This window comes from Streptomyces tropicalis (genome assembly GCF_029269835.1).
GTDB classification, from domain to species: domain Bacteria; phylum Actinomycetota; class Actinomycetes; order Streptomycetales; family Streptomycetaceae; genus Streptomyces; species Streptomyces tropicalis.
Genome location: NZ_JARJBB010000003.1, coordinates 356,883 through 382,120, shown reverse-complemented (window position 1 = coordinate 382,120; position 25,238 = coordinate 356,883). Strand labels below are relative to the sequence as shown.

At 75.7% G+C, this 25,238-nt stretch carries 25 protein-coding genes; 11 read left to right on the top strand and 14 right to left on the bottom strand.

The genetic code is table 11. From position 1 onward, the window contains the following. Positions 1 to 165: 165 nt before the first annotated feature. The 6 genes from P3H78_RS08260 to allB all read right to left on the bottom strand — a co-directional run bounded on the left by P3H78_RS08260 (position 166) and on the right by allB (position 5,497). Complete coding sequence (locus tag P3H78_RS08260) at positions 166 to 324, bottom strand: ATP-binding protein (RefSeq protein ID WP_276108173.1); 159 nt, start codon at positions 322 to 324, stop codon at positions 166 to 168. A 481-nt stretch (positions 325 to 805) separates the two neighbouring features. Next, complete coding sequence (locus P3H78_RS08250; protein WP_276108172.1) at positions 806 to 1,201, bottom strand: guanyl-specific ribonuclease; 396 nt, start codon at positions 1,199 to 1,201, stop codon at positions 806 to 808. A gap of 152 nt (positions 1,202 to 1,353) precedes the next feature. Next, on the bottom strand, positions 1,354 to 1,980 hold the full coding sequence (locus P3H78_RS08245) for a dihydrofolate reductase family protein (protein ID WP_276108171.1): 627 nt from the start codon (positions 1,978 to 1,980) through the stop codon (positions 1,354 to 1,356). Positions 1,981 to 2,096: 116 nt separating this feature from the next. Further along, entirely contained in the window at positions 2,097 to 2,915 is an 819-nt protein-coding gene (locus P3H78_RS08240; protein WP_276108170.1) for an AIM24 family protein, read from the bottom strand. A 60-nt stretch (positions 2,916 to 2,975) separates the two neighbouring features. Then, positions 2,976 to 4,106 (bottom strand): allantoicase, encoded by a 1,131-nt coding sequence (alc, locus tag P3H78_RS08235; protein WP_276108169.1) that lies wholly within the window; start codon positions 4,104 to 4,106, stop codon positions 2,976 to 2,978. Between the two features lie 53 nt (positions 4,107 to 4,159). Then, a complete protein-coding gene (allB, locus tag P3H78_RS08230) occupies positions 4,160 to 5,497 on the bottom strand; it encodes an allantoinase AllB (protein WP_276108168.1) in 1,338 nt (445 codons plus the stop codon). 278 nt (positions 5,498 to 5,775) lie between these two features. Between allB and P3H78_RS08225 the strand changes: the two genes are divergently transcribed. After that, a complete protein-coding gene (locus P3H78_RS08225) occupies positions 5,776 to 6,576 on the top strand; it encodes an IclR family transcriptional regulator (RefSeq protein WP_276108167.1) in 801 nt (266 codons plus the stop codon). Positions 6,577 to 6,715: 139 nt separating this feature from the next. Here P3H78_RS08225 and P3H78_RS08220 read toward each other — a convergent pair whose 3' ends face one another. Together P3H78_RS08220 and P3H78_RS08215 are read right to left on the bottom strand one after the other, a co-directional pair. Continuing rightward, positions 6,716 to 7,396 (bottom strand): ABC transporter ATP-binding protein, encoded by a 681-nt coding sequence (locus tag P3H78_RS08220; protein ID WP_276108166.1) that lies wholly within the window; start codon positions 7,394 to 7,396, stop codon positions 6,716 to 6,718. Then, the gene (locus tag P3H78_RS08215) at positions 7,393 to 8,427 is read right to left on the bottom strand and encodes an ABC transporter permease (protein ID WP_276108165.1); all 1,035 of its coding nucleotides are present in this window, start codon (positions 8,425 to 8,427) and stop codon (positions 7,393 to 7,395) included. Before P3H78_RS08215 ends, P3H78_RS08220 begins: the two co-directional genes overlap by 4 nt. Positions 8,428 to 8,561: 134 nt before the next feature. Between P3H78_RS08215 and P3H78_RS08210 the strand changes: the two genes are divergently transcribed. Further along, entirely contained in the window at positions 8,562 to 9,773 is a 1,212-nt protein-coding gene (locus P3H78_RS08210; protein ID WP_276108164.1) for a sensor histidine kinase, read from the top strand. After that, positions 9,770 to 10,405, top strand: a complete 636-nt coding sequence (locus P3H78_RS08205; RefSeq protein ID WP_276108163.1) for a response regulator — start codon at positions 9,770 to 9,772, stop codon at positions 10,403 to 10,405. Before P3H78_RS08210 ends, P3H78_RS08205 begins: the two co-directional genes overlap by 4 nt. A gap of 229 nt (positions 10,406 to 10,634) precedes the next feature. On the opposite strand, the gene P3H78_RS08200 is transcribed toward P3H78_RS08205, so the two are convergent. Further along, entirely contained in the window at positions 10,635 to 10,958 is a 324-nt protein-coding gene (locus P3H78_RS08200) for a DUF5955 family protein (RefSeq protein ID WP_276108162.1), read from the bottom strand. Positions 10,959 to 11,156: 198 nt separating this feature from the next. Here P3H78_RS08200 and P3H78_RS08195 point away from each other — a divergent pair, with 198 nt between their 5' ends. Continuing rightward, entirely contained in the window at positions 11,157 to 11,780 is a 624-nt protein-coding gene (locus P3H78_RS08195) for a nucleotidyltransferase family protein (protein ID WP_276108161.1), read from the top strand. 240 nt (positions 11,781 to 12,020) lie between these two features. Continuing rightward, a complete protein-coding gene (gene aceB, locus P3H78_RS08190; protein WP_276108160.1) occupies positions 12,021 to 13,646 on the top strand; it encodes a malate synthase A in 1,626 nt (541 codons plus the stop codon). A gap of 57 nt (positions 13,647 to 13,703) precedes the next feature. Here aceB and P3H78_RS08185 read toward each other — a convergent pair whose 3' ends face one another. From P3H78_RS08185 to P3H78_RS08175, 3 genes are all read right to left on the bottom strand, one after another. Beyond that, complete coding sequence (locus tag P3H78_RS08185; protein ID WP_276108159.1) at positions 13,704 to 14,618, bottom strand: HipA family kinase; 915 nt, start codon at positions 14,616 to 14,618, stop codon at positions 13,704 to 13,706. A 217-nt stretch (positions 14,619 to 14,835) separates the two neighbouring features. Beyond that, the gene (locus tag P3H78_RS08180) at positions 14,836 to 15,195 is read right to left on the bottom strand and encodes a hypothetical protein (RefSeq protein ID WP_276108158.1); all 360 of its coding nucleotides are present in this window, start codon (positions 15,193 to 15,195) and stop codon (positions 14,836 to 14,838) included. 235 nt (positions 15,196 to 15,430) lie between these two features. After that, positions 15,431 to 16,975 (bottom strand): IucA/IucC family protein, encoded by a 1,545-nt coding sequence (locus P3H78_RS08175; protein ID WP_276108323.1) that lies wholly within the window; start codon positions 16,973 to 16,975, stop codon positions 15,431 to 15,433. Between the two features lie 99 nt (positions 16,976 to 17,074). Between P3H78_RS08175 and P3H78_RS08170 the strand changes: the two genes are divergently transcribed. From P3H78_RS08170 to P3H78_RS08145, 6 genes are all read left to right on the top strand, one after another. Further along, positions 17,075 to 18,607: an IucA/IucC family protein gene (locus P3H78_RS08170; RefSeq protein WP_276108157.1), complete on the top strand. Its 1,533-nt coding sequence runs from the start codon at positions 17,075 to 17,077 to the stop codon at positions 18,605 to 18,607. Between the two features lie 9 nt (positions 18,608 to 18,616). Beyond that, positions 18,617 to 19,882 (top strand): VWA domain-containing protein, encoded by a 1,266-nt coding sequence (locus P3H78_RS08165; RefSeq protein ID WP_276108156.1) that lies wholly within the window; start codon positions 18,617 to 18,619, stop codon positions 19,880 to 19,882. Next, the gene (locus P3H78_RS08160) at positions 19,882 to 20,685 is read left to right on the top strand and encodes a hypothetical protein (RefSeq protein ID WP_276108155.1); all 804 of its coding nucleotides are present in this window, start codon (positions 19,882 to 19,884) and stop codon (positions 20,683 to 20,685) included. Before P3H78_RS08165 ends, P3H78_RS08160 begins: the two co-directional genes overlap by 1 nt. A 202-nt stretch (positions 20,686 to 20,887) precedes the next feature. Next, complete coding sequence (locus P3H78_RS08155) at positions 20,888 to 21,490, top strand: histidine phosphatase family protein (protein WP_276108154.1); 603 nt, start codon at positions 20,888 to 20,890, stop codon at positions 21,488 to 21,490. Positions 21,491 to 21,714: 224 nt separating this feature from the next. Continuing rightward, on the top strand, positions 21,715 to 22,422 hold the full coding sequence (locus P3H78_RS08150; RefSeq protein WP_276108153.1) for a hypothetical protein: 708 nt from the start codon (positions 21,715 to 21,717) through the stop codon (positions 22,420 to 22,422). Positions 22,423 to 22,528: 106 nt separating this feature from the next. Further along, positions 22,529 to 22,951: an acyl-CoA thioesterase gene (locus P3H78_RS08145; RefSeq protein WP_276108152.1), complete on the top strand. Its 423-nt coding sequence runs from the start codon at positions 22,529 to 22,531 to the stop codon at positions 22,949 to 22,951. Between the two features lie 24 nt (positions 22,952 to 22,975). Here the strand turns inward: P3H78_RS08145 and P3H78_RS08140 are convergent, their stop codons facing one another. Together P3H78_RS08140 and P3H78_RS08135 are read right to left on the bottom strand one after the other, a co-directional pair. Continuing rightward, on the bottom strand, positions 22,976 to 23,923 hold the full coding sequence (locus P3H78_RS08140; RefSeq protein WP_276108151.1) for a serine hydrolase: 948 nt from the start codon (positions 23,921 to 23,923) through the stop codon (positions 22,976 to 22,978). Then, complete coding sequence (locus P3H78_RS08135) at positions 23,920 to 25,125, bottom strand: LysR family transcriptional regulator (RefSeq protein ID WP_276108150.1); 1,206 nt, start codon at positions 25,123 to 25,125, stop codon at positions 23,920 to 23,922. The genes P3H78_RS08140 and P3H78_RS08135 overlap by 4 nt, the downstream gene beginning before the upstream one ends. Between the last annotated feature and the right edge of the window lie 113 nt (positions 25,126 to 25,238).

Genomic DNA, 25,238 nt, shown 5'->3' with positions numbered 1-25,238 from the left:
TCCCGACGCCGGCGTCCCGCCGCCCGCAGTCGGCGCCGCGCGCCCACGGGCCGCACGGGGGCCACGGCCGCCGTCGCCGGGACGACGGCCGCGCGTTTCACAGGCGGCCACCGTGCCACGCCGCCCCCGGGGCGGATGCGGAGCGGGGACGACGACGGCCGTCCGTCACGAGGGGGCGGGCCTCTCCCACGGCAGTGCGGCCCGTACCTCGAAGCCGCCGTCCGGGATCGTCCCGTGGGTCGGGGTGCCGCCGGCCAGGGTGGCCCGTTCGGTCGGCCCGATCAGGCCCGTCGTCGTGCCGCCCTTCACGGTCGACCGATCCACGCAGCGGCCGGGCAGGCCGGAGGCGTCGGGCGCGGCGGATCGGCCCCTCGGGTCGCACCGGCGCCGACTTCCGTCGCGCCGGCCGGTGCCGTCCCGCGCGCCCTCCGGGGCCGGTCGGCGACTTCGGCCGCACGGGACTCGCCCCGCGGCCGAGGTGCGAGGGGGGTCCGCGGGGCGAGAGTCGTGCCGTGAAGCAGGTGCCGGAGTTCCTCGGATGCGTCGCCCCGGTGCAGGGCGTCTTGGGCCTGGTGCGTTCGCCCACCGGCGGGTCCGGTGCGGCGGCTGTCCTTCCTGGACGGCCACGGGGTGTGCGCGAGCGTCGGCCTCCCGGCGCTGTCCGACACCCTGTTCGCCGCCGCGGAGCGCCGCGGTCCGGGGTGGCCGGACCGCCGGGCCGGGTCCGGGGCCGCGGGCCGGAGGCCGCGCCGGCTCGGCGGGCCTCCGGCGCGTCGCGCCGTTCCTCGGGGCCGGTGCGGCCCGGTCAGCAGCCGAAGTCGACCAGGTCGAACGTCGCGTAGTGGTCGGAGGTGTAGTAGTCCTCCCGGCTGCGCTCACCGGTGACGATGCGTCGCGCGCCGCGGGTGGGGGAACCGGGCGTGATCACCGTGTACTCGTGGTAGTAGCCGCCCGACTGCTGGGGCAGCACGCTCTCGCGGTTGTCGAAGACCGTGCCGTCCTGCGCGTACGGGTAGGGCCCGCCCTTGGCGATCAGGTCGAGCGTGTCGTGCGCCTGGGAGGGCAGCGCGCCGTAGCAGATGCTGCCGACCGAGGCGGGGGCCGCGTCCGCCGTTCCGGCGGTGACGGTGCCGCCCACCAGGAGGGCGGAGAGGAGGGCGCCCGCGGCGCCGATGCGGATGATTCGTGGGGGGAATCTCATGACGTCATGATGACGCGCGTAGACAGTGGCATGTCAACGACAACTTCATGGATTTTCCCGTCAAGTCCGGTGAGTTTTCGTGAAGTTAACCCGGGGCGGACCGCACTCACGGCTCCCCCACATCCGCGGGGGCTTCGGCGCCCGGCCGCCGGTCAGGACGGCCGGGGAAGCTCGTAGGAGCCGTAGCGCGCACGGCCCGCGAGGTCGTACGACTGGATGGACACGCCCGCCGCGGTGACGTGTCCGCCGGTGTGGGTGAAGGCGGTGGGGACGGCGCCGTCGGCGAACAGCCGGCGCCCGGCGCCCAGCACGACGGGGAACGTCACCAGGTGCACCGTGTCGACGAGGTCCCGGGCGAGCAGCCCGCGGGCGAGGGCGCCGCTGCCGTGGACCTGGAGCTCGCCGTCGGTGCGCTCCTTGAGAGCCGGGAGTTCCTCGGCGGGATCGCCGGCGAGCACGGCGGTGCCCTTCCATTCGGGGTCGGTCAGGGTCGTGGAGACGACGTACTTCGGGAGGGTGTTCAGCCGGGTGGCGACCGGGTCGGCGGGGTCGGTCACCCGCGGCCAGTGCCCGGCGAAGATCTCGTAGGTGCGGCGGCCGAGCAGGAAGGCGCCGGCGCGGCCGAAGACCCCGGCGACGAAGCGGCCGAAGTCGGCGTCCCCGTACGGCACGCTCCAGCCGCCCTGCGTGAAGCCGCCGGAGAGGTCCTCCCGGGGGCCGCCGGGGGCCTGGTGGACGCCGTCGAGGGTGACGAAGGAGGTGAGGACGAGCTTGCCCATGGCGGTGCCTCTTTCCCGGTGGCGTGGTGCGCTGTCACCGAAGAAGACCCCGCCGGGCCCCGCGGCTCATCGGTCGCGGGCCGCACCGCCCCCGGCCGCCCGGCCCGTCCGTGCGCTCAGCCCACGTGGGTGGAGAACAGGCCGCCCGCCGGTCCCTGCTTGTCGCCGCCCTGCGCCTTCTTCAGGGCGTTGGCCAGGCCCTCGATGGTGAGGGACTGCAGGATGACGCGCCCGTCGCCCTCCAGGGTGGCCAGGGAGAGGCCCTCACCGCCGAACACGGCGTTCATCAGGCCCTGCCGGTTCAGTCCGCCGATGCGCTGGACGCCGTACTGGATGCCCTCCTCGAAGGCGACGACGCAGCCGGTGTCGACCTCGATGCGGCCGCCGAAGTCCGCGGGGTTGAGGTCGATGAAATTGCCCGCGCCCGCGATGACGACCGTGCCGTGGCCGGTGAACTTCTCCAGGATGAAGCCCTCGCCGCCGCTCATGCCGGTGCGGCCGCCCGCGAAGGCGATGCCGAAGTCGACCGTGGACTCGGCGGCGACGAAGGCGTCCTTCTCCGCGAACCACGCGCGCGTGCCGTCCAGTTCGAGCGCGCGCATCTCGCCGGGCAGCACGCCCGCGAAGCCGACGGTGCCCTGGCCGCCCTGCGCGGTGAAGTGCTGGAAGGCGAGCGACTCCCCCGCCAGCGCGCGCTGGCCGACGGCCATGGCCGTGCCCATGGCCTGGCGCAGCAGCCCGCCCATCCCGCCGGCGCTGCCGCCGCCCGTGGGCTGCCCCCCGCCGTTCGACGAGCCGGACAGGCGGGTCTCCATGGTCACGTTGGCCGTCTTGAACAGGAACTTGCCCGCCTCGCAGTACACGGTCTGGCCGGGCTGGAGGCTGACGACGGCCATCTGCATGGCATTGCCGACGATCTCTTGCTGAAGGGTCACGCCGGGACAACGCGCGACGCACGCCGAAGAGTTCCGGCCGCCCCGGCGGGACCCCCGGTATCAGCCGCCCAGTTCCTGGTGCCGTGCGGCCAGACGGGCGGCACCGTCCTCGGTGAGCGCGCCGAACAGGCGCAGCCGGGAGATGCCTCCGTCCGGGAAGATGTCCACGCGCGCGTGGGTGCCGACGGCGGGCTCGGGCAGCACGAAGCGGTGGTCGGTGTCGGGCTGGAGGCGGGTGCGCGGCAGGATCTCCGTCCAGTCGCCGTCCTCCCCGTCCCGCACGGAGACCGACGCCCAGCCGGCACTGTTGCCCTTCAGGTACGCCGTGTCGATGCCGACGGCGCGGATCCGTGCCTGCGCGGACAGCCGGTAGCGGATCCAGTCGTGGCCGCGGTCGCGGCGGCGGCGGGTCTCCCAGCCGTCCTCCATCGTGCGGGAGCGGCCGGGCCGGATGGTGTTGGTGGCGGGCGAGTAGAAGCGGTCGGAGGCGTCCTCGACCAGGCCGCCGTTCTCCAGGGCGACCACGTCGAACGTGCCGAGCGCGGCGAGCCACTCCGGATCCGGCACCACCTCGCCGTGGACGCGCAGGCGCGCGATGCCGCCGTCGGGGTGCTGGTTGAGGCGCAGGTGCGTGAAGCGCTGCCGCACGCCCACCTCGAACCCGTTGGCCGCGTGCCCGCCGACGGGGGTGCGCGGGACCAGGGGCGTCCACGTCACGTCCTGCGCGAGGAGGTCCTCGGGGGACGGGGAGCCCGGCAGGCACGCGCCCTCGACGGACACGGCCTGCGGGTGGTTGCCGCGGAAGTGGGCGGTGTCGACGACGATGCCGTGGACGACTCCCGGCGCGCCGAGGCGGACCAGTGCCCAGTCGTGGTCGTCCTCGGCGGGCCAGGGTTCGCCGGCCGAGGCCCCGCGGCGGCGGCGGGTCTCCCAGCCGTCCATGACCTTGCCCTTGTGGCCGAAGCGCTCGGGGTCGAAGGCGGCGCGCCCGGGCACCAGCAGGTTCTCCCGCTGGGCGAAGAACTCGTCGTTGGCGGCCACGACGCCCGCGCCGAGGCGCCGGTCGGCGAGGTCGGCGTGGTGGGTGAACGGGAAGTCGGCGGTGCGGTAGTCCGCGTACGGGTCACCGCCCGCGTAGGGCTGTGCGTCGCCGGTGAATCGGGCCGGTGCCGCGTGCTGCTGGGCCGTCACGGTGATCAGGTCGTCCTTTCGGGGGTGGGGACGGTACGGGTGCGGACGCACGGTCAGCGGGGCCGGGTGAGCAGCCTCCCCCTCGGCTCGGTGAAGTCGCCGTCCGCCACGATGCACTCGCCGCGCAGCCAGGTGGAGCGCACCACGCCGTGCAGGGTGCGGCCCGCGTACGCGGTGACGCGGTTGCGGTGGTGGAGGGCGGCCGGGTCGACGGTGAACGTCTCCTCGGGGGCGAGGACCGCGAAGTCGGCGTCGCGGCCCGCCTCGATGGCGCCCTTGCGGTCGAGGCCGACGAGGGCGGCGGTGCGGGTGGACATCCAGCGGACGACGTCCTCCAGGCCGTGGCCTCGCCGGCGGGCCTCGGTCCACACCGCGGGCAGGCTCAGCTGGAGTCCGGAGATACCGCCCCAGGCGGTGGCGAAGTCGCCGGTCTTGAGGTCGGCCGTGGACGGCGAGTGGTCGGTGACCACGCAGTCGACGGTGCCGTCCGCGAGCGCCTGCCACAGCAGGTCCTGGTTGGCGGCCTCGCGGATGGGCGGACAGCACTTGAACTCGCTGGCCCCGTCCGGGACTTCCTCGGCGGTCAGGGTCAGGTAGTGCGGGCAGGTCTCCACGGTCAGGCGGACGCCCTCGGCCTTGGCGGCGGCGATCAGCGGCAGGGCGTCGGCCGAGGACAGGTGCAGCACGTGCACCCGGGCGTCCAGCCGCTCGGCCTGCTCGATCAGGGCGGCGATCGCGGTGTTCTCGGCGTCGCGCGGGCGGGAGGCGAGGAAGTCGGCGTACCGGGGGCCGCCGTGCTGCGGGGCCGCGTCCAGGTGGCGGGGGTCCTCGGCGTGCACGATCAGCAGGCCGCCGAAGCCGGCGATCTCGGCCAGCGAGCGGGCCAGTTCGTCCTGGGTGAGGTGCGGGAACTCCTCGACGCCGGACGGCGACAGGAACGCCTTGAAGCCGAACACCCCGGCGTCGTGCAGCGGGCGGAGGTCCTTGACGTTGCCGGGCAGCGCGCCGCCCCAGAAGCCGACGTCGATGTGGGCCCTGGCACGCGCCACCTCCTGCTTGGTGCCCAGGTGGCCGACGGTGGTGGTGGGCGGGAGGGAGTTCAGGGGCATGTCGACGAGGGTGGTGATGCCGCCGGCCGCCGCGGCGCGGGTGGCCGTCCAGAAGCCCTCCCACTCGGTACGGCCGGGGTCGTTGACGTGCACGTGGGTGTCGACGAGGCCGGGCAGCAGCACGTCGTCGCCGAGGTCCTCCAGGCGGGCCCCGGTGGGTACCCGGGCGCCGTGCGGCAGGACGGCGGTGATCCGGCCCCGTGCGACCGCGACGGACGCGGCGCGCGTCCCCTCGGGTGTGATGACGCGTGTGGAGCGCAGCACCAGTTCAGCCTCGGACACCCCGACCCCTCTCCTCTGCCGCCGTGCACCGCCCGGACCGCTCCGGGAAACGGGAGACATGCCCACGTACCGGACTTCAACGTTCTGTTGAAGGAGTCTTCCCCGCCGCCCGCACCCCGTCAAGAGGCGTCCCGCGCCGGACACCGACGCTCCCGCTCTGGACGTTTCCACAAGACGGAATTAGAATTCCAATAACCAGAACGTAGTTCCGCACGATCAGGGAGTCAACCGGCTCCCGGGTACGCTTTGGCCCTTGCCAGTCCCGAAAGGAACGTGCCGTGCCGACGTCCCGCGCCAGCACCACCGACTCCGCCAAGTCCTCCGCCGGCGGCGGGGTCCAGTCGCTGGAGCGCGCCTTCGATCTGCTCGAACGGATGGCGGACGCGGGCGGCGAGGTCGGCCTCAGCGAGCTCTCCGCGAGCAGCGGACTGCCCCTTCCGACCATCCACCGCCTGATGCGCACGCTCGTGGTCTGCGGCTATGTGCGCCAGCAGCCGAACCGGCGGTACGCGCTCGGCCCCCGCCTCATCCGCCTCGGCGAGTCCGCCTCCCGGCTGCTGGGCACCTGGGCCCGGCCGTATCTGGCGCGCCTGGTCGAGGAGACGGGCGAGACGGCGAACATGGCCCTGCTCGACGGCGACGAGATCGTCTACGTGGCGCAGGTGCCGTCCAAGCACTCCATGCGGATGTTCACCGAGGTCGGCCGGCGGGTCCTGCCGCACTCCACCGGGGTGGGCAAGGCACTGCTCGCGCACACCCCCGACGACGAGGTGCGGGCCCTGCTGTCCCGCACCGGGATGCCCGCCGCGACCGAGCGGACGATCACCACGCCGGACGGTTTCGTGGCGGCGCTGGAGGAGGTACGGCGGCTCGGCTACGCCCTCGACGACAACGAGCAGGAGATGGGCGTCCGCTGCCTCGCGGTCTCGGTGCCCGACTCCCCCACCGCCGCCGCGATCTCCATCTCCGGCCCGGCGGGCCGGGTCACCGAGGACGCGACGCAGAAGATCGTGCCGGTGCTCCAGGAGGTCGCGGTGGACCTGTCCCACGCCCTGGCGAGCTCGGGCACGGCGGGCTGACCCGGCGGGCGGGGCCGGCTCGGCACCCGGCCCCGGCGGGACCGGCCGCAGGACGGCCGGGGCGGTCAATCCGGTCGAGTCGGGCGACTCGGCCGGATTGACCGGCCCGGCTGCTGCACGGGGCGCCCCCGGGCCCGGGTCAGCCCGAGCGCACCCGCAGGGGCGTCAGGCGGCCGTCGCGCATCTCGTGGGCCGTGTCCGCCGCGTCCAGGTGGGTGTGGTCGTGGGTGACCAGGACGGTCGCCGTGCCGCGTTCCCGGGTCAGCCGGGCCAGGAGGTCGAGGACGGCCGCACCGCGCTCGTGGTCGAGGGCGCTGGTCGGCTCGTCGACGAGGAGCACCGACGGCTCGTTCACCAGCGCGCGGGCGATGTTCACCCGCTGCCTTTGCCCGCCGGAGAGCTGGTGCGGGCGCCGGTGGGCCCGGTCCCCCAGGCCCACCGCGTCGAGCAGTTCCCGCGCCCGCCCGGCGGCCGCGCGCCGCCCGTCCAGCCGGGCCATCACCTCCAGCTGTTCCAGCGCCGTCAGCGACGGCAGCAGGTTCGGCTGCTGGAAGACGATGCCGATGCTCCGCCGCCGCAGCACGGCCCGGTCGGCTGCCGACAGTCCGGCGGTCGGCACGCCGTCCACGGCGACCCGCCCGCCGTCCGGCGTGATCAGCGTGGCCGCGACCGCGAGCAGGCTCGACTTGCCCGAGCCGGACGGCCCGACGACCGCGCCGAGGGTGCCCGCGGGCACCTCCAGCCCCACCCGGTCCAGGGCGGTCAGCCGGCCGTCGCCGTCCGGGTAGGTCAGGGTGACGTCGTCGAGGAACAGGCTCATCGCACGCCTCCCAGCGCGGTCAGCGGATCGACGGCGGTGATCCGCCGTACGGACAGGGCGGCGCCGGCCACGCCCAGCAGGACGGTCACGGCGGCGGGCAGCAGCACGGTCGGCAGGTCCAGGGCGAAGGGCACGTCGCCGCCCCGGACCGCGGCGCCCGCGGCGACGGCGAGCCCGGTCCCGCCGAGCGTCCCCGCGGTGAGCAGCAGGACGGCCTGGCCCAGCGCGTCGCGCAGCAGGTACGGGGTGGAGGCGCCCAGCGCCTTGAGCACGGCGATGTCGGGCGCCCGCTGGATCGTCCACACCGTGAAGAAGGCCCCGACCACCAGCGCGGAGATGGCGAAGAGGAAGCCGCGCATCAACTGGAGGGAGCCGTTCTCGGCGCGGTAGGAGCCGATGGCGCTCAGGGCGTCCTGCCGGGTGAGGGTGCGGGTGCCGGCCGCGCGGTCCGCGGCCGGGACGTCCGCGCCGTGCGTCCGCAGGGCGATCACGGTGGCCGGGCCGCCGGCCCACGCCGTCCAGACCACCGGGGTGTGACTGTACGAGGCGCCGCCCGCGACGGCCGCCACGGTCCACTCGGCGGCTCCCAGGCGCACCCGGTCACCGGCGGTGGCACCGAGCGCGGCGGCCGCCTTCACGGACAGCACCGCCCGGCCGGGGGCGACGCCGCGGGGCGCGATGCCGGACTCGGGCCGGACGGCGAAGACCGACACCGCCGCGGTCCGGCCCTGGGCCTGCGCCTGGAGGGTGCGGACGGCGACCGGCTCGGCCCAGGCGGCCCGCGCCGCCCAGCGCTCCACCGCGCCCGGCGGCAGCGAGGACCCGGTGAACGACACGGGCTGCCCGCCGGGCGGCGCGGCGAAGGCGAGGTGGTCGGCGGGCAGGTCCCGGACCGCCGAGGTGTTCTCCCCGGCGAGCCCGGCGGTCAGCCCGGACAGCAGCCCCACGAGCAGGGTGATCAGTACGACCACGGTTCCCATCAGGGCGAACCGCCCCTTGGCGAACCGGAGGTCTCTCCATGCGACGAACATGACCCCACCCTGCGGCGCGCGGCCCCGGCCGGGCATCGGGCGGCGGCACGCACCTGCCGGTCCGAAGGGCGCACCCCGCTTTCCACCTTTCGGTTGACGGGCACCGGCCGCGGTCCGCTTACGCTGGACAGGCCATGGACCTCCGCCCGCACACCCCCGTCGTCGTCGCCCTGCGCCTGTGCCTGTACGCGCTGTTCGCCGGCCTGCTCGTGCTCGCCGCGGTGCGCGCGGACGGCCCCGCCGCCGTGACGGCCGCGCTCGGCACGGGCGCGGTGCTCGCGTGGGGCGCGCTGAGCCCGGCCGTGCGGAGCTCCCGCCGGGCCGCCGCGGGATGGGTGGCGGCGCTGACCGTGTCCTGGCTGGCCCTGCTGGTGCTGTCGCCCGACGCGCTGTGGGCCGCCTTCCCGCTGTACTTCCTCCAGCTGCACCTGCTGCCGGTGCGCTGGAGCCTGCCCGCGGTCGGCGGGACCGCCGCGGCGGCCGTCGCCGGGTTCGTCGGGCACGGGGCGCGGCTCACTCCTGGTGCGTGCATCGGCCCGCTGCTCGGCGCCGCCGTCGCGGTCGCCACCGTCCTCGGCTACGAGGCGCTGTTCCGGGAGAGCGAGCGGCGGCGCGAGCTGATCGAGGAGCTCGTCGCCACCCGGGCCGACCTCGCGGACGCCGAGCGCACGGCGGGCACCCTGGCCGAGCGGGAGCGGCTGGCCCGGGAGATCCACGACACCCTCGCGCAGGGCCTGTCGAGCATCCAGCTGCTGCTGCGGGCCGCCCAGCGCGAGCTGCCCGCCGGGTCCCCGGCCGCCGCCCACATCGAGCAGGCCCGCTCCGCCGCCCAGGACAACCTCGCCGAGGCCCGCCGCTTCGTGCACGCGCTCACCCCGCCGGACCTGGAGCACGGCTCCCTGGCGGGCGCGCTGGAGCGGCTGTGCGCGGCCGCGGCGGGCCCGCCGGCAGTCCGCTTCTCGGTGAGCGGCACACCGGTCGAGCTGCCCACCCCCTACGAGGTCGCACTGCTGCGCATCGCCCAGTCCGCGCTCGGCAACACGCAGCGGCACGCCCGGGCAGGCCGCGCGGAGATCACGCTGAGCTTCATGGACACGGCGGTGGCGCTGGACGTCGTCGACGACGGCGCCGGTTTCGTGCCCGGGGCAGAGCGGGCTCCCGTCCCCGGCGCCGGGGCGGACGGCGGCTTCGGGCTGCCCGCGATGCGCTCCCGGGCCCGGACGCTCGGCGGGACGTTCACGGTGGAGTCGGCGCCGGGCGAGGGCACGGCGGTGGCGGTCACGCTGCCCTACCCGCCCCTGGAGGCGGGCCGGGAGCAGGCCCTGGCGGCCGGGGGACGGGCATGACGATCCGGCTGCTGCTGGCGGACGACCACCCCGTCGTACGGGCCGGACTGCGGGCCGTGCTGTCCGCCGAGCCCGACTTCGAGATCGCCGGTGAGGCGCCGACGGCGGAGCGGGCGGTGGAACTCGCCGCCGCGGGCGATGTGGACGTGGTCCTGATGGACCTGCAGTTCGGCACCGGGGCGCACGGGGCGGAGGCGACCGCGGCGATCACCGCGCGGCCGGACGCCCCGCGGGTCCTGGTGCTGACGACGTACGACACCGACGCCGACATCCTCGCCGCGGTGGAGGCGGGCGCGGCGGGCTACCTCCTGAAGGACGCCCCGCCCGCGGAGCTGGCCGCCGCGGTGCGCACCGCGGCGTCCGGCCGCTCGGCCCTCGCGCCCGCGGTCGCCCACCGGTTGATGGACCGGATGCGCACCCCCGCGGCCGCACTGAGCCGCCGCGAGCTGGAGGTGCTGGAACTGGTCCGGGAGGGGCTGTCCAACCTCCGGATCAGCAAGCGCCTGTTCCTGAGCCAGGCCACGGTGAAGTCCCACCTGGTGCACATCTACGCCAAGTTGGGCGTGGAGTCGCGCACGGCGGCGGTGGCGGCGGCCACGGAACGCGGCGTGATCCGCCGCAGCGGACCGTGACCGGACTCCACGGAGCACGACCCTCCGGCCCCTGACCGGCCTCCGCCCGGCGTGACCTCCGGGCCCGCGCCGGTGCCCCCGGCGGGGACATGCGCGGAGCGCAACCCGACGGCGGGGACGGGCGTGCACGGCCTCCTCGCTCGGTGCACGGACCCGCGAGCCGGAAGCCGGGCGGCGGTCGGCCGCGGTACGCCCCGTTGTGCGGGCCGCGCACCGGCCGGCCCGCCCGTCACCTCCGCCGCGGCGCCCCGAACAGCTCCACCGCGGCGCGCAGTTCCGCCATCTCGGGGGCCAGGGCGCTGACCGAGCCGATGGATCCGGCGACCAGCAGCAGACTGCGGCGCAGGCGCGCGGCCTCGGGCGTCCCGTGGCCGGTCATCGCGGCGAGGGCGGCGAGTTCGTCCTCGCCGGTCGCGCGGTCGGGGAAGTCGACCGGATGGGCCGCGAGGCGGCGGCGCAACCGGGAGACGGCGCGGCGCAGTTCCGCGGTTCTCGGGTCGTCGGTGCCGCCGGTCGCCGGCCTGGGCTCCACCTGCTCCGAGCTGCGCACCACGGCCCTCCCCTTCGCACGCCCCGGCGCGCGTACACGGTGCCCCCGCCCGGGCATCGCTGCCGGCCGGGTGGGCGCCGGGGGCCGCGGGCCAGTAAACGCCACCCCGGGCGGGCCGCGCCACCACGCGGACCGAAATTCAGTCCTCGGTCAAACGCACGATCGAGCACGGATCGGGGGCGGCTCGGGTATGCAGGACCCATGAGACGGACCGGCGAGGAGCAGAGCGGGGAGACGGGCGCGGAGATCGCGGGCCTGGTGCTGGCCGCCGGCGGAGGGCGGCGGCTCGGTGGCCGCCCCAAGGCGTTGCTCACCCATCGGGGGCGCCCTCTGGTGGAGCACGCGGTGGGGGTGCTGCGGGCGGCCGGGTGCAGCCCGGTCCACGTGGTTCTCGGGGCGCGGGCCGACGCGGTGCGGGAGCGTGCGGAGCTGTCCGGATGCGTCCTGGTGGACAACCCGGACTGGGAGCAGGGCATGGGGTCCTCACTGCGGGCGGGACTGGACTCCCTGGCCCGGACGGCCGCCCGTGCGGCCCTCGTGCTGCTCGTCGACCAGCCCGGCGTCGGCGCCGAGGCAGTGGCCCGGGTGTGTGCCGCCGGACGCGGTGCGGACTCGCTGGCGGCGGCCGCCTACGACGGGGTGCGGGGCCATCCCGTCCTGCTGGGCGCCGACCACTGGCCGGGCATCGCGGCGACCGCGACCGGCGACCGGGGTGCGCGCGCCTACCTGAAGGAGCACGAGTCGGCGATCACCCTGGTGGAGTGCGGGGACGTGGCGCGGGCGTACGACATCGACACGGAGGCCGACCTGCGGCATCTGGAATGAGCGGGGCGGGGCACCCGGTGTGAGCGGGGTGGCACCGAGCGCCACCGCGCCCCCACCCGGAGACTCTCGACATCAACAGACCATTGACTTCCACCATGAGGAAACTAGTATCCACTGATCAGAAGCACCCGTCCGCTCCGCGCGCACGCTATGCCCCCTTCACGCAGGTTGGCATCCCGTGCCACGGCAGGGTGGCGACGCACGTGGTCCGCTGAAGAAGCCCGAAGGAAGTGACAGCTCATGTCCGCACCAGCGCCGTCCCCGCTGGCCATCGTCGACGCCGAGCCCCTGCCCCGGCAGGAGGAGGTCCTCTCCGACGCGGCACTCGCCTTCGTGGCCGAGCTGCACCGGCGGTTCACCCCGCGCCGCGACGAGCTCCTCGCCCGCCGCGCCGAGCGCCGCGCCGAGATCGCCCGCACCTCCACCCTCGACTTCCTCCCGGAGACGGCCGCGATCCGCGCGGACGACTCCTGGAAGGTGGCTCCCGCCCCGCCCGCCCTGCAGGACCGCCGGGTGGAGATCACCGGCCCGACCGACCGCAAGATGACGATCAACGCCCTCAATTCGGGCGCCCGCGTGTGGCTCGCCGACTTCGAGGACGCCTCGGCCCCGACCTGGGAGAACGTCGTCCTCGGTCAGCTCAACATGATCGCGGCCTACACCCGCGCCATCGACTTCACCGACGCGGCGTCCGGCAAGTCGTACGCCCTGCGCCCCGACGACGAGCTGGCCACGGTGGTGATGCGCCCGCGCGGCTGGCATCTGGACGAGCGCCATCTCGTCGACGCCGACGGGACACCGGTCCCCGGCTCCCTGGTCGACTTCGGCCTGTACTTCTTCCACAACGCCCGGCGCCTGCTCGACCTCGGCAAGGGCCCGTACTTCTACCTGCCGAAGACGGAGTCCCATCTGGAGGCGCGCCTGTGGAACGACGTCTTCGTGTTCGCGCAGGACTACGTCGGCATCCCGCAGGGCACCGTCCGCGCCACCGTCCTGATCGAGACCATCACCGCGGCCTACGAGATGGAGGAGATCCTCTACGAGCTGCGCGACCACGCCTCCGGCCTGAACGCCGGCCGCTGGGACTACCTGTTCTCCATCGTGAAGAACTTCCGTGACGGCGGGCCCAGGTTCGTCCTGCCGGACCGCAACGCGGTCACGATGACGGCCCCGTTCATGCGGGCGTACACCGAACTCCTCGTCCGCACCTGCCACAAGCGGGGCGCGCACGCCATCGGCGGCATGGCCGCGTTCATCCCCTCCCGCCGGGACGCCGAGGTCAACAAGGTCGCCTTCGAGAAGGTCCGCGCCGACAAGGACCGCGAGGCCGGCGACGGGTTCGACGGCTCGTGGGTGGCCCACCCCGACCTCGTGCCGATCGCGCTGGAGTCCTTCGACAAGGTGCTCGGCGACCGGCCGCACCAGAAGGACCGGCTGCGTGAGGACGTCCACGTCGAGGCCGCCGACCTGATCGCCGTCGACTCCCTGGAGGCGAAGCCGACGTACGCGGGCCTGGTCAACGCCGTGCAGGTGGGCATCCGTTACATCGAGGCCTGGCTGCGCGGCCTCGGCGCGGTCGCCATCTTCAACCTCATGGAGGACGCGGCCACCGCCGAGATCTCCCGTTCCCAGATCTGGCAGTGGATCAACGCGGGGGTCGAGTTCGAGAACGGCGAGAAGGCCACGCCGGAGCTCGCCCGCCGGATCGCCGCGGAGGAACTGGACGCCGTCCGCGGGGAGATCGGCGACGAGGCCTTCACCGCGGGCCACTGGCAGCAGGCCCACGACCTGCTGCTCCAGGTCGCCCTGGACGGGGACTACGCGGACTTCCTGACCCTGCCGGCGTACGAGCAGCTGCGGGGCTGAGCGCCGCTGCGGCCCGCCGGGTCCCGGCGGGCCGGTGCCCCGGCCGGGGCGTGCGCCTCATCCCAGGTGTGCGGACCAGTCCCGCTCGGCGGACGGCTTGCCGTGCAGGTCGGGGACCTGCTTCAGCCAGTCCGGCCGCTGCTGCCGGGTCCGGTCCGTGCGCCGGGCCTCCTCCGCGGCCAGTTCCTCCCGGCTCGGGAAGCCGTCCGGCAGCCAGGACGCGGAGGCCCGCGCCCGCGCGAGCAGGTATCCGGCGTAGGCCTCCCGCAGCTCGCCGGGGCCGGCGAACCCGGGTTCGTCCTGCAGCCAGGCGTCCGGCACCCGCGCCGTGACGCTCCGCAGCAGGTCCTCGGTGACGCGCGGGGCGAGTTCGGCGTCGGCGGCCCGGACGTCGGGCGCCGCATGGCCGAGGGCGTGGTGGCGGAAGTCGTACGCCTTCGCGGGCTCGGAGGCGTCCCAGCGGTGGTGGAAGACCAGGGCGGCCCCGTGGTCGATGAGCCACAGCCGCGGCGGCACGGTCCCGAGCGTCGGCCACACCATGAGGTTGGAGCTGTGCACGGTGCGGTCCACGTTCACCGTGAGGGCGTCGAGCCAGACGATGCGGCCGGCCTCCCGGGCGTCCACCGGGAAGCGCGCCGCGACCTCGGGGGTGTAGTCGCGCGCCCCGGGGAGGAGGTCCATGCCCAGGTTCGTCCCGGGGCTGGCGTCCAGCAGGTCGCGCACCTCCTGGTGCGGCTCGTGCGCGCCGAGCCGCGGGTCGAAGTGGGCGAGCACCAGTTCGGGCACCCGCAGCCCCAGGGCCCGCGCCAGCTCCCCCACGATCACCTCGGCGACCAGCGCCTTGCGCCCCTGCGCGGAGCCGGTGAACTTCACGACGTACGTGCCGAGGTCGTCGGCCTCGACGACGCCGGGCACGGAGCCGCCGGAGTGCAGGGGCGCGACGTAGCGGGTCGCGGTGACCTCTCTCAGCATCTTCCCGGGCCCCGTTCTCCCCGCCTCCCCGGTCGTCCGTCAGTGGCGGTACATCCGTTGCTTTCCAGCTTCCGGCATGACGTGAACATAGTAACCAAGCGTGACAGCGGGGCAGCCGCGGCCGAGCCGTCCAGCAGGCGGCAGTCTCGCCCGGCGGGGCCGGGACGCACCAGGTGCGGGCCCGACCCCGCGCCCGGGCCGGGGCCCGTCCGGCGGATCATGGACGGCGCCGGGGCGGGATCGTGGCGCCGGTGGCGGTGCCGTGGAAGACGTCGGCCTCGCTCCCCCGCCTTCCGTCAGCTCCTGACGACGGGTGCGGACGCGGGCGCGGGTCGGGGGATGTCGCGCAGGCGGCGGAGGGGGAGAAGAACACGAACCAGCCGGCCGCCCAGGAGCCGACGAACGCCAGCCGGAGTGCGGGCCGCACCCCGATCAGCGTGCCGAGCAGCCCGCCGAGGACGCCGCCGATCGGCAGCGTGCCCCACACGACCCAGCGGACGGCCGCATTCGTCCGGCCCATCATCTCCGGCGGGGTCACCGACTGCCGGTAGCTGAGCTGGGCGATGTTGTAGACCATCCCGGCGAAGTACGGCCGGACCGCACGGCGGCGGCCCGCCGGCCGGTCGCAGCCGTGCCGGCGCCGCTGCGGGCGTACCGGCCCGGTGTGATGCCCGGCGCGGCCGCCGCGTCCACACCGGCAGCGGGCGCATCGGTGACGGTCGAACAGGTGCCCCACCGAGACGAGGCGGGTACTCCGGCGTGTACTCCGATTCGGCGGCGGGGCGCCGGAACCGGCCCTCCTGCTGCTGTTCTCAGGATGCGGTCCGGGCCCCCGGGCCCGCGGCCAGGGGGTTCGGGAGGGGGAGGTAGCGGGCGGCGGCGCCGTCCGCACCCGTCCAGCGCAGGAGGAGGTTCGTCTTGCCGGGGAGGGTCGGTGCGGTGAGGAGGGCGGTGATCTCGGGGAGGTCGTGGCGGGTGAGTGCGCGGCGGACGGCGGGCCACGGGTCCAGTCCGGGGTGGCGCTCGGCGAGGGCGGCGGCGATCTCGGCGAGGTGGTTCACGACGAGGCAGTACACCAGCCGCTCCCACCCGGCGTCCCGGGAGACCTCCGGGAGCAGTTTCACGCCCTCGGCGTCCCGGAACAGCGCCTGGACGGGCAGGCCGTCGGCGTCGACCGCGACCAGCGCGTTCTGCAGGTGCGCCTCCAGCACCACCCCGTGCCGGGCGAAGGCGCCGATCACCGGGGGTACGACGTGCGTCAGATACGCCTCCCACCAGTGCGCCGGGTCCGCGGGCCCGTCCAGCGGGTTGCCGTCGAAGCCCTCGGCCAGGGCCGCGGCCAGCAGCGGGGTCGCCCCGGGGCGGACGTGGTCGCGCACCCCGTCGCGGACCAGCACGGCCAGTTCCTCGAAGGCGAAGGCGGCCGTGCGGTAGCCGCGGTCGCTCAGCCAGGCCGCCGGGCCGGACCCGGCGAAGGCACGGGTCACGGCGGCGTCGGTGCGGCGCAGCCGCAGCAGATCGCGGCGCCACAGCCGCCGCACGTCGTTGGTGATGCGCACGTCGAGGCTGAACTTGAGGAACAGGTCCCGCCCGGGGGCCTGTTCCGGGGCGTACGCGGGGGCGTGGACCGTGCGGACCGCGGCCGTCGGCCAGACCGTGCACGCGGTGGAGCCCAGCCGCAGCAGACGGCCGTCCGCGAAGGCTCCGGCCAGCTCGCGGCCGGCGAGGTCGAGCTGCCAGGGGTGGGCGGGCAGCAGCCGGTAGCCGGCCGGGGCCCGGCCGAGGGCGTCCAGGGCGGAGGTGTCGCCCTCCTCGACGACCTGGTCCTCGCGCACCCCGAGGAGCGCCAGCGGGAAACGGGCGTGGGCCTCGGGGGCGTAGGGCAGCCAGGAGGCGAGGGGTCCGCCGCCGCGGGCCTTGGGCGCGGGATGGTAGGGGTGGCCGGTGACCAGCGCCTGCTCGGAGCGCAGGTACGGGTCGGCGGGGGCTGCCGCCGTGGCGCGCGCGGCCAGCAGGGCCGCGACCGCGTCCCGGCTGTCGATCATCTCGGCGGGCAGCTCGTCGTTGGTCAGGCCGGTGTGCCGGCGCAGTTCCTCGGCCACCAGCTTGACCAGTTCGGTGTGGCCGATCCGGTGCCAGGCGCCCGCCGCGAACACCTCGGGTTCCGCGGGGCGCCGCCCCCCGCGCACCCGCAGCAGCCGGCCCCCGCCGGGCAGCCGGTACCGGCGCCGCCCGTCCGTGTCCGGGCAGGGCTGCGCCACCTCCCGGAGCAGGCAGTTCAGCAGGGGCGCGGCCGCGTACGCGTCGGCGCGCGCTCCGACGTCGTCGCTGGGGGGCATGAGCTCCACGCGTTCCATTCGTTCCATACGTCCACACGGTGCGAGGGTGATCAGTATGTCCGGCCGGAGCCCGCCGCCGAGACGCCCGACCCGTGTCCGCAGCCGAGGAGCCCGACCGTGCACCGTCCCCCCACCGCCGAGGCCGAGGTCGCCGAGGAGCTGGCCGTCACGCGCCCCGGCCTCGTGCCACGCTACGCGCAGGAGCTTCCCGGTGCCCGGGCGGCCGTGCTGACCCGGCTGTGGCGGGCGCTGGCCCACGAGCCGCTGCCGTGGGTCGCCGGGCGGGAGCCCGTGCGCGACGGGCTCGTCGTGCGGCTGGCCGACGGCCGCCGGCTGCACGGCCCGGTTCCGGACCCGTACGCCACCGGCGACCGTGTCGCCGTCCTCGACCTCGACGGCACGGCGTACGCCGATCCCGTGCGCCTGACGGTGGACCTCGGGGTGCCGCACAGTGCTGCGCTGGCTGGCGAACTCGGGCACAGCGTCGCCTCGTTGGCGCTGTCCCGGGCCAACCGGGCCGCCCCGGAGGCGACTCACCCGAAAGAGTGGCCGAGCGCGGACTGGGAGTGGGAGCAGCGCGTGGTCGACGGCCATCCTTTTCACCCCAACTGCCGTTCCCGGCCGGGTTTCTCGGTGGCGGAGCAACTGGCGTACGCGCCGGAGCACCGGCCGGTGGTGGAGCTGGGCCTGGTGCCGGTGCCGGCGGAGGAGTGCCTGGTGACCGGGGTCTGGCCGGCGGAACTCCGGGACGGCGGGCGGCTGCTGATCCCGGTGCATCCCTGGCAGGCTGCTCACGTCCTCAAGGACGCACCGGTCTCGGGCGGCCCGGCGGCGCATCCGCTGATGGCGCTGCGCACCCTGGCCCTGCCGGACGGTCCGCACGTCAAGACCGCGCTCAGCGCCCGGCTGACGTCGTCGGTGCGGGACATCTCGGTCGCCTCGGTGGCCGCGTCGGCGGTGCTGTCGGACTTCGCGGAGGACCTCGCGGCCCGCACCGGGGGCCTGCTGCACATCACCCGCACCCTGTCCGCGGCGACCGCGCACTCCCCCGACCTGGCGGCCGTCCGGCGCGAGTCCCCGCAGGCGTACGCGGCGCCCGGGGAGCGGGTGCTGCCGGTCGCGGCCCTGGCCACCACCGGCCTGCCCCGCTCGCCCGGGTGGCTGGACGGGTTCGCCCGGCTGGCCCTGACCGCGGGACTGCGACTGCTGGACCTCGGCGTGGCCCTGGAGGCGCACGGGCAGAACCTCCTGGTGGTGCTGGACGCGTCGGGCACTCCGCTGCGGCTGGTGTACCGGGACCTGGCCGACGTCCGCGTCTCGCCGTCCCGGCTGGCCCGCCACGGCATCCCGGTGCCCGATCTGCCCGCACGCATCCTCACCGACGATCCGGTCGCGCTGCGGCGGAAGTTGTTCGGCTCGCTGGTCGCGGGCGCGCTGGCCGGAGCGGCGGGCTCGGCGGGGGCGCTGGGGACGGCGCTGGCGGCCGCGACGGCGGCCGCGGAGCCCACCGACGACCTGGCGGCACTGCGCGAACGCCCTGTACCCGCGAAGGCGCTGACGCTGATGCGGCTGTCACCCGGAACTCCGGGAGACCAGTGGGCCGAGCTTCCGAACCCGCTCGTTTTGGATCCCGGTCCGTCCGGTCAATAGGATCCGCCGATGATCACAAGACAACGGCTGGCGGCAGGGGTCTGTGCTCTGCTCGCCGCCCTGGCGGCCGGGCTGGCCCTCCCTGCCGGCGCCGCCGCCGACGACACCGGCGACCGGCCGGACCCGAAGGTCGAACTCGTCCTGGACGTCAGCGGTTCCATGCGCACGCGGGACATCGACGGCGGTACCCGGATGGCCGCGGCCAAGCAGGCCTTCGACGAGGTGCTCGACGCCACGCCCCAGGAGGTCCAGCTCGGCATCCGCACGCTCGGTGCCAACTACCGCGGGAACGACCGGCGGACGGGCTGCAAGGACACCGCACAGCTCTACCCGGTCGGCCCGCTGGACCGCACCGGGGCCAAGACCGCGGTCGCCACGCTGGCGCCGACCGGCTGGACGCCGATCGGACCCGCGCTGATGAAGGCGGCCACCGACCTCCAGGGCGGTGGCGGAACCCGCCGCATCGTCCTGATCAGCGACGGCGAGGACACCTGCCAGCCGCTGGACCCGTGCGAGGTGGCGCGCGAGATAGCCGCCAAGGGCATCGGCCTGACCATCGACACCCTCGGCCTGGTCCCCGACGCCAGGACCCGCGACCAGCTCAGCTGCATCGCGGACGCCACCGGCGGCACCTACACCTCCGTACGGCACAAGGAGGAACTCACCGACCGTGTGGGCCAGTTGGTGCACCGGGCGGCCGACCCGGTGGTGACCCCGGTCGCGACGCAGGGCGCCGCCGAGTGCACCGGCGCGCCGGCCCTGAAGTCCGGTCTGTACACGGACCGGGAGGAGTTCGGGCAGCAGCGCTGGTACCGCGTGGACGTCCCGCCCGGCAAGGAGCTGCGGACCTCGGTGAGCGTGGCGGCCGACCGGGCCGTGAATCCGGCCTACGGGGTGCTGCTGCGCGCCGTGACGCTGCACGGCCGGGAGATCGTGCGCGGCGAGGCCGAGGGCAACGGCCGTACGGACGTGGTCTCCACCGGCCTGCGCTACCCCAAGCCGGCGGCCGACGACGACAACGCCCCGGCCGAGACCGTGTGCCTGCAGGTCACCCACTCCTTCTCGGCGGCCGCCGGGGTCAGGACCGCGCCGGGTCTGCCGCTGGAACTGACCGTGGACGTGGTGGACGCGCCGAGCCCGGCCCACGACGTGGCCGCCTTCGGGCTGGGCCGCGGCTGGTGGCTGCTCGGCGTGCTGGTGCTCACCGGCTTCGTCGCCGGTCTGCTGTGGGGCTGGCTGTCACGCTGGCGGGTCGCGGTCTGGAGGACGAACTGATGCGCTTCACACATGTGCTGAGCACGGCCCTGCTGGCGGTCGGTCTGGCCGCGGCTCCCGCCGCGGCCGACCCCTCGCCCTCGGCGAGCCCCTCCGGCGACGGCGGCGCCCCGACGCAGGCGGGCACCTCCTTCCGTACGGCGACGGGGATCGAGCCGGGGCAGCGGGCCACCGCGAACGGCTCGACCGGCGACTACCTGTACTGGTCGTTCGCCGCCGACGCCGGTGTGCGCCCGACCGTGCGGGCGACCGTCAAACTGCCCGCCACCCACGCGGCCCAGACCTGGCAGGTCGACGTGTACGACGGTCTGCGCCGCCGCCAGGCGTGCCAGTACGGCGCCCAGACCCGCACCGCCGACGCGGGCAGCGCCTCCGTGGACCTCGCGTGCACGCTGCGCACGGTGCGCGCCTGGTCGGAGCCGTGGGCCGACGACCCGCTGCCGGGGACGTACTACGTCCGGCTGACGGTCGTCGGCCTGCAGCCGTCCGACCTCGGTCAGCCGGTCGGTGCCGAGGTGCGCGTCGACAGCAAGGACGTCGGCGGCGCGGCCGCCGTGGACGGCTCGCTGGCCGAGCCGCTGGTGCCGGGCATCGCCGTCACCTCCCGGCAGCACCAGGAGGGTTCGTCCGAGTCGGCGGTCCTGTCGGCGGTGGAGCCGGACGGCGGCTGGTCCTCCGGCTGGTGGTCCGACCGCTGGGTGTGGACCGCGCTCGGCGGCGCGCTGGCCGCGCTCGCCGGTGTCGGCGGGTACGCCCTGACCCGCGGGTCCGGGCGGCCCTCCCGGGTGCCGCCGGGCGCCTGACCGCAGCGTCCGGGGAGGGCCCGCCGGTGTTCCGGCGGGCCCTTTGCCGTGCCGGGGCCCTCCGTCATGCCGGGAGCGTCCTCGCACCCGGCCCTCCGTTGCGGTGGGCATCCGCGGGAGCCGCCGTCCGGGCGAGTCCGTTCTGCGGGCGGCGGTCGGGGTGTGCCACGGTGCTGGGGAGCACGGTGAGGAGGGGCAGGACGTGAGTGATCTCTTTCTGGTCCGGCACGGCGAGACCGAGTGGTCGCGGACCGGGCGGCACACCGGCCGGACGGACGTCCCGCTGACGGAACGCGGCCGCGAGGAGGCGCGCGGGCTCGCGCCGCTGATCCGCTCGCACCGCATCGGTGCCGCCTTCGTCAGCCCGTCGCAGCGGGCCCGGGAGACGGCCGAGCTGATCGGCGTGCCCGACGCCCGGATCGACGCGGACCTGCGGGAGTGGGACTACGGCGGCTACGAGGGCGTCACCACCGTCGAGATCCAGCGCACCCGGCCCGGCTGGTTCCTGTTCGCAGACGGGGTGACGCCCGGCCCGCCGGACCACCCCGGGGAGACACCGGAGCAGGTCGGCGAGCGCGCGGACCGGATGCTCGCCAAGGTGGACGCCGCGTTCGCCGAAACGGAGGGCGTCGTGCTGCTCGTGGCGCACGGTCATCTCCTGCGCGTCCTCACCGCCCGCCGCCTCGGCCTGCCGCCGTCGCAGGGCGCGCTGTTCCAGCTGGCCACGGGCACCCTGTGCCGGCTGGGCACCGAACACGGCCGCCCCGTGATCGCGGGGTGGAACGTCCGTTCCGCCGCGCGCTGACCCCGCCGGAGCCACCCGCCCCGGCCGGGCCGGGGACTCCCTCCGGAGGACCCGGGTCCGCCGCCGGCCCCGTCCGGTCCGAGTCCCCCGGGCCGTCCCGGGAGGACCGGCCCGGCCCCGTTGTCGGACCCCGGTCGTAGGCTTCCCTCAGTCGGCCGGGTGTCGGTCGGCCCGTCGGACGGGGCAGGCCTCCCGCCCGCCGCAGCGACCGGGAGGAGCGCGCCGTGACCCGACCTCCGACCGCCGCGCAGCAGCGCCTCGTCGACGCCGCCGACCCCGTGACCGGGCGGCTCGGCGGCACCCCGGCGCAGCTCGCGGCACTGGTGCGGCGGGGGCTCGCCTTCCGTCATCCCCGGCCGCCGCACGACCACTTCCTCACCCCGGCGGGGCACCGGACGCGGGAGGCACCGGCAGCGGGTCCGGCGGTTCCGGCCGCCGGCCCGGACCGGACGCCCGCACCGGCCGGGGCGACCGGGCCCGCCGGCGCGTCCGGTGCGGTCGCGGCGACCGGGGCCTCCGCCGCTCCCGGGGTGTTCTCCGCGCGGGTGGGCGGCGAGCCGGAGTCCGGCGCCGGCGGTCCCGCGCGCGCCCGGGAGGTGCACAGCGCCTGGCAGGGCCTGCTGGAGCTGCGCCGGATGACGGGGGCGCACGGCGCCGTGGACCGTCCGTGCGGCTGGGAGCGCAGTCATCTGGTGCAGGCCGCCGCGCTCGCGCTGGAGGCCGGCGGCCACCCTCCGGCGGGACCGGACACCGACGGGTACCGGGTCCGGGCGACCCCGCAGCCGGAGGCGGTGGCCGTGTACGGCACGGAGGGAGGAGCGGGGCCGGCCGGCTGGGCGGCCACCCTGGAGCGGGCCGGATGGCAGGTCGGCGAGCACGCGGAGCCCCGGACGGGCCGCCGGTACCTGCTGGCCTCCCCGCGCCGGGCGTGACGGACGGGCCGGGCCGCCACGGGCGGACGGCGCGTGCCAGGATCGGTGGGTCGAATTCTCCGCGGGCGGACGCGCCCCGGGGCAGAGCAGACGAGAAGGGGATGCAGTGAGCGAGCCGTTTTCCGTCCGGGTGACCGTCCGCGGGTACGAGACCGACGTCCAGGGCCACGTGAACCAGGCGGTCTACCTCAACTACGCCGAGCACGCCCGCTGGTCGCTGCTGCAGGCGGCCGGCATCAGCCAGGCGCGGCTGAACGCCCAGGGCATCGGCCCGGTGGCGCTGGAGACGACCATCCGCTACCGGCGGGAGCTGCTCGCCGGTGAGGACGTGGACGTGACGTGCGCCTTCGTCTGGGACGGCGGCAAGACCTTCCGGATCGAGCAGACGGTGCGCAGGACGGACGGCACGGTCGCGGCCGAGATCACCGCCGTGGGCGGGCTGCTCGACCTCACGTCCCGCCGTCTCGTCGCCAACCCCCAGGACGTCTTCAAGGAGTTGGCGACGGATCCGGGGCTGTTCGGCATCTGAGGGGGCTCCCGGGATGCGTCGGCGTCAGTCGCGCAGGGCCTCGAAGGCGTGGCGGGCCGCGGTGCCGATGGCCAGGTCGATGTCCGGGGCCAGGGCGGCCCGGCGGCCGGAGCGGGTGAGGGCCGCCAGGGCCACCCGGTGGCCCGACGCGGCCTCGACCACGCCCACCTCGTGCCGCAGGTGCAGGAAGGTACCGGTCTTGCCGCTGACCCGGAGGGTGTCCGCACGCAGATCGCTCGACAGCCGCTGGGTGTAGACCTGCAGGCCCATCGCACGTCGCAGCCCGGCGGTCGCCTCGGGGTGGGCGATCTCGTCGCGCCACACCCGCTGGAGCAGGTCGACGAGCGAGCGTGCGGTGCCGAGGTTGGCGTGCGCGGGGTCCAGCGTCCCGATGGTGTGCCGTCCGGAGTGCTCGTCGCGGACGGCCAGTTCCAGCGCGAGGGAGAAGTCGTCCCCGGCGACACCGGCGGCGCACTCGTACAGGCGGTTGAGCCGGTGCCGCATCCGGATGTCCGGGCACCCCCAGGCCCGCAGGGACGCGTCGACCGCGTCGACGGGGACCAGGTCGAGCAGCGCGTCCGCCGCCGCGTTGTCGCTGACCGACAGCATCAGGAGCACGAGATCGCCGACGGCCACGGTGGCCGGATGCCGGAAGGCGGACAGGCCGGCGGAGCCGACGCTGCTGGTGGCCGGGTCCACGGTGACCGGCCGCGCCGCGTCGAGCTCCCCGGCCGCGACGCGCTCCAGTACGGCGAGGGCCAGCGGCACCTTGACGACCGAGGCGAGGGGCACCGGTGTGTCGGTGTCGAAGCCGAGCTGCACGCCGGTGTCGACGTCCCGGGCCAGGAACGATCCGCGGATCCCCAGCCCGGCCCAGTCCGCGGCGATGGTCTCGGCGACGTCGAGGAGGGCGCCGTCGTCGGCCGTGAACACCGGCCGGTGCGCGGGCCCCCCGGTGGCCGGCGCGCTCATCCGCGTGCCGCCAGCCGGGCGGATGCCTCGTCGCCGGCGGGGCGGGAGGCGCGCGGGGCGGGTGGGGCGACGGCGGCGCCCACGGCGGCCGCCAGCAGCGGCAGCAGCCAGTCCGGCACCCGTGCCTCGCCGTGCGGGCGGGGCGCCGCGGCCGGGTCGTACCCGCGGTGCAGCGAGACGTCGGCCAGCGGGGCCCAACTGGCGCCGTGGCGGCGGGCGAACGGCTCCGTGCACAGCAGCGTCGCGCGACCGGCGAGGGTCTCGGCGAGCGCGGTCGCGGTCGCGGCGGCGGGCCGCAGCAGCCCCTCCGGGAGCCCGGCCCGCACCGTCGCACGCTCCAACCAGTCCTGCGCGTGGGCCACTTGGTCCTCGGGGAGGGTCAGGAGGGGCAGTGGGGCGGGGGGTCGGCGCGAGGTCCCGGGCGTACGGCGGGGACGCAGGTTCTCCAGGTGCACCGGGCGCGGGCCTCCGGCCCGGCGGGCAGCCCGGCCACCCGGGACGAGCGGCGCACCCGGGACGAGGGAGGCATGCGGGGTGCCCCGGCCGACGGTGACACCCGGCCCACCGTGGCCGTCCGCGCCGTCCGCGCTGCCCGGGCCGACCGCGTCATCCCGGCCCCCCGGAACTGCCCCGCCGTCCGGGCCGTCCGCGCCGACCGGGCCGAGCGGGTGGTCCTCCGCGTGCGGACTTCCCGCGGCCCCCCGGCCGACCGCCGCCGGGGCCGACGCGAGGCCCAGCGGGACGCGCAGCGCGGCGTGCTCCGGCGGCACGCGGAGCAGCGCGTACGTCAGGGAGCCGTCGGTGAGGCCCGCCGCCCGTGCGTCCGGCGGGAGTTCGTGCACGCCGAGGACGGTGCCGCGGTCCGCACCGGCGCGGATGACGCGGGCCAGCGCGTCCGGGCCGCAGTCCGCGGGCACCGCGACCGCCCGCACGGCCGAGCGCCCCGCCGACTCCGCCGCCTGCCGCAGCCGCTGGGCGCGGTCCAGGACGTCCTGGGCGTACGGCAGCAGCAGGACGCCGAGTTCGGTGGTGGCCACCTGGCGCCGCGAGCGGTCGAAGAGCAGGCCGCCGAAGTGCTCCTCCAGCGTCTTGATACGGCGGCTGAGCAGCGGCTGCGCGATGCCGAGCCGGTCGGCGGCTCGCGAGAAGCTCGCCTCGTCGACGGCGGCGACGTACGCCTCCAGGTGCGCCAGCAGATCCATCCCGCATTCATACCAATAAGGCATGAGGCCCTCAAAGTTCACTCTTGGACATGGACGGGGGGCTGCTGATTCTCTGGGCCCGTCGACGCGGCGCGGTGCCGGGACCGGACCGG

Bases quoted from the DNA above. Each gene is read 5' to 3' on its own strand.
- P3H78_RS08250 (WP_276108172.1), bottom strand. From the start codon at position 1,201: ATGAGATTCCCCCCACGAATCATCCGCATCGGCGCCGCGGGCGCCCTC.
- P3H78_RS08245 (WP_276108171.1), bottom strand. From the start codon at position 1,980: ATGGGCAAGCTCGTCCTCACCTCCTTCGTCACCCTCGACGGCGTCCAC.
- P3H78_RS08220 (WP_276108166.1), bottom strand. From the start codon at position 7,396: ATGAGCCTGTTCCTCGACGACGTCACCCTGACCTACCCGGACGGCGAC.
- P3H78_RS08215 (WP_276108165.1), bottom strand. From the start codon at position 8,427: ATGTTCGTCGCATGGAGAGACCTCCGGTTCGCCAAGGGGCGGTTCGCC.
- P3H78_RS08210 (WP_276108164.1), top strand. From the start codon at position 8,562: ATGGACCTCCGCCCGCACACCCCCGTCGTCGTCGCCCTGCGCCTGTGC.
- P3H78_RS08205 (WP_276108163.1), top strand. From the start codon at position 9,770: ATGACGATCCGGCTGCTGCTGGCGGACGACCACCCCGTCGTACGGGCC.
- P3H78_RS08195 (WP_276108161.1), top strand. From the start codon at position 11,157: ATGAGACGGACCGGCGAGGAGCAGAGCGGGGAGACGGGCGCGGAGATC.
- aceB (WP_276108160.1), top strand. From the start codon at position 12,021: ATGTCCGCACCAGCGCCGTCCCCGCTGGCCATCGTCGACGCCGAGCCC.
- P3H78_RS08185 (WP_276108159.1), bottom strand. From the start codon at position 14,618: ATGCTGAGAGAGGTCACCGCGACCCGCTACGTCGCGCCCCTGCACTCC.
- P3H78_RS08180 (WP_276108158.1), bottom strand. From the start codon at position 15,195: ATGGTCTACAACATCGCCCAGCTCAGCTACCGGCAGTCGGTGACCCCG.
- P3H78_RS08175 (WP_276108323.1), bottom strand. From the start codon at position 16,975: ATGGAACGCGTGGAGCTCATGCCCCCCAGCGACGACGTCGGAGCGCGC.
- P3H78_RS08165 (WP_276108156.1), top strand. From the start codon at position 18,617: ATGATCACAAGACAACGGCTGGCGGCAGGGGTCTGTGCTCTGCTCGCC.
- P3H78_RS08160 (WP_276108155.1), top strand. From the start codon at position 19,882: ATGCGCTTCACACATGTGCTGAGCACGGCCCTGCTGGCGGTCGGTCTG.
- P3H78_RS08140 (WP_276108151.1), bottom strand. From the start codon at position 23,923: ATGAGCGCGCCGGCCACCGGGGGGCCCGCGCACCGGCCGGTGTTCACG.
- P3H78_RS08135 (WP_276108150.1), bottom strand. From the start codon at position 25,125: ATGGATCTGCTGGCGCACCTGGAGGCGTACGTCGCCGCCGTCGACGAG.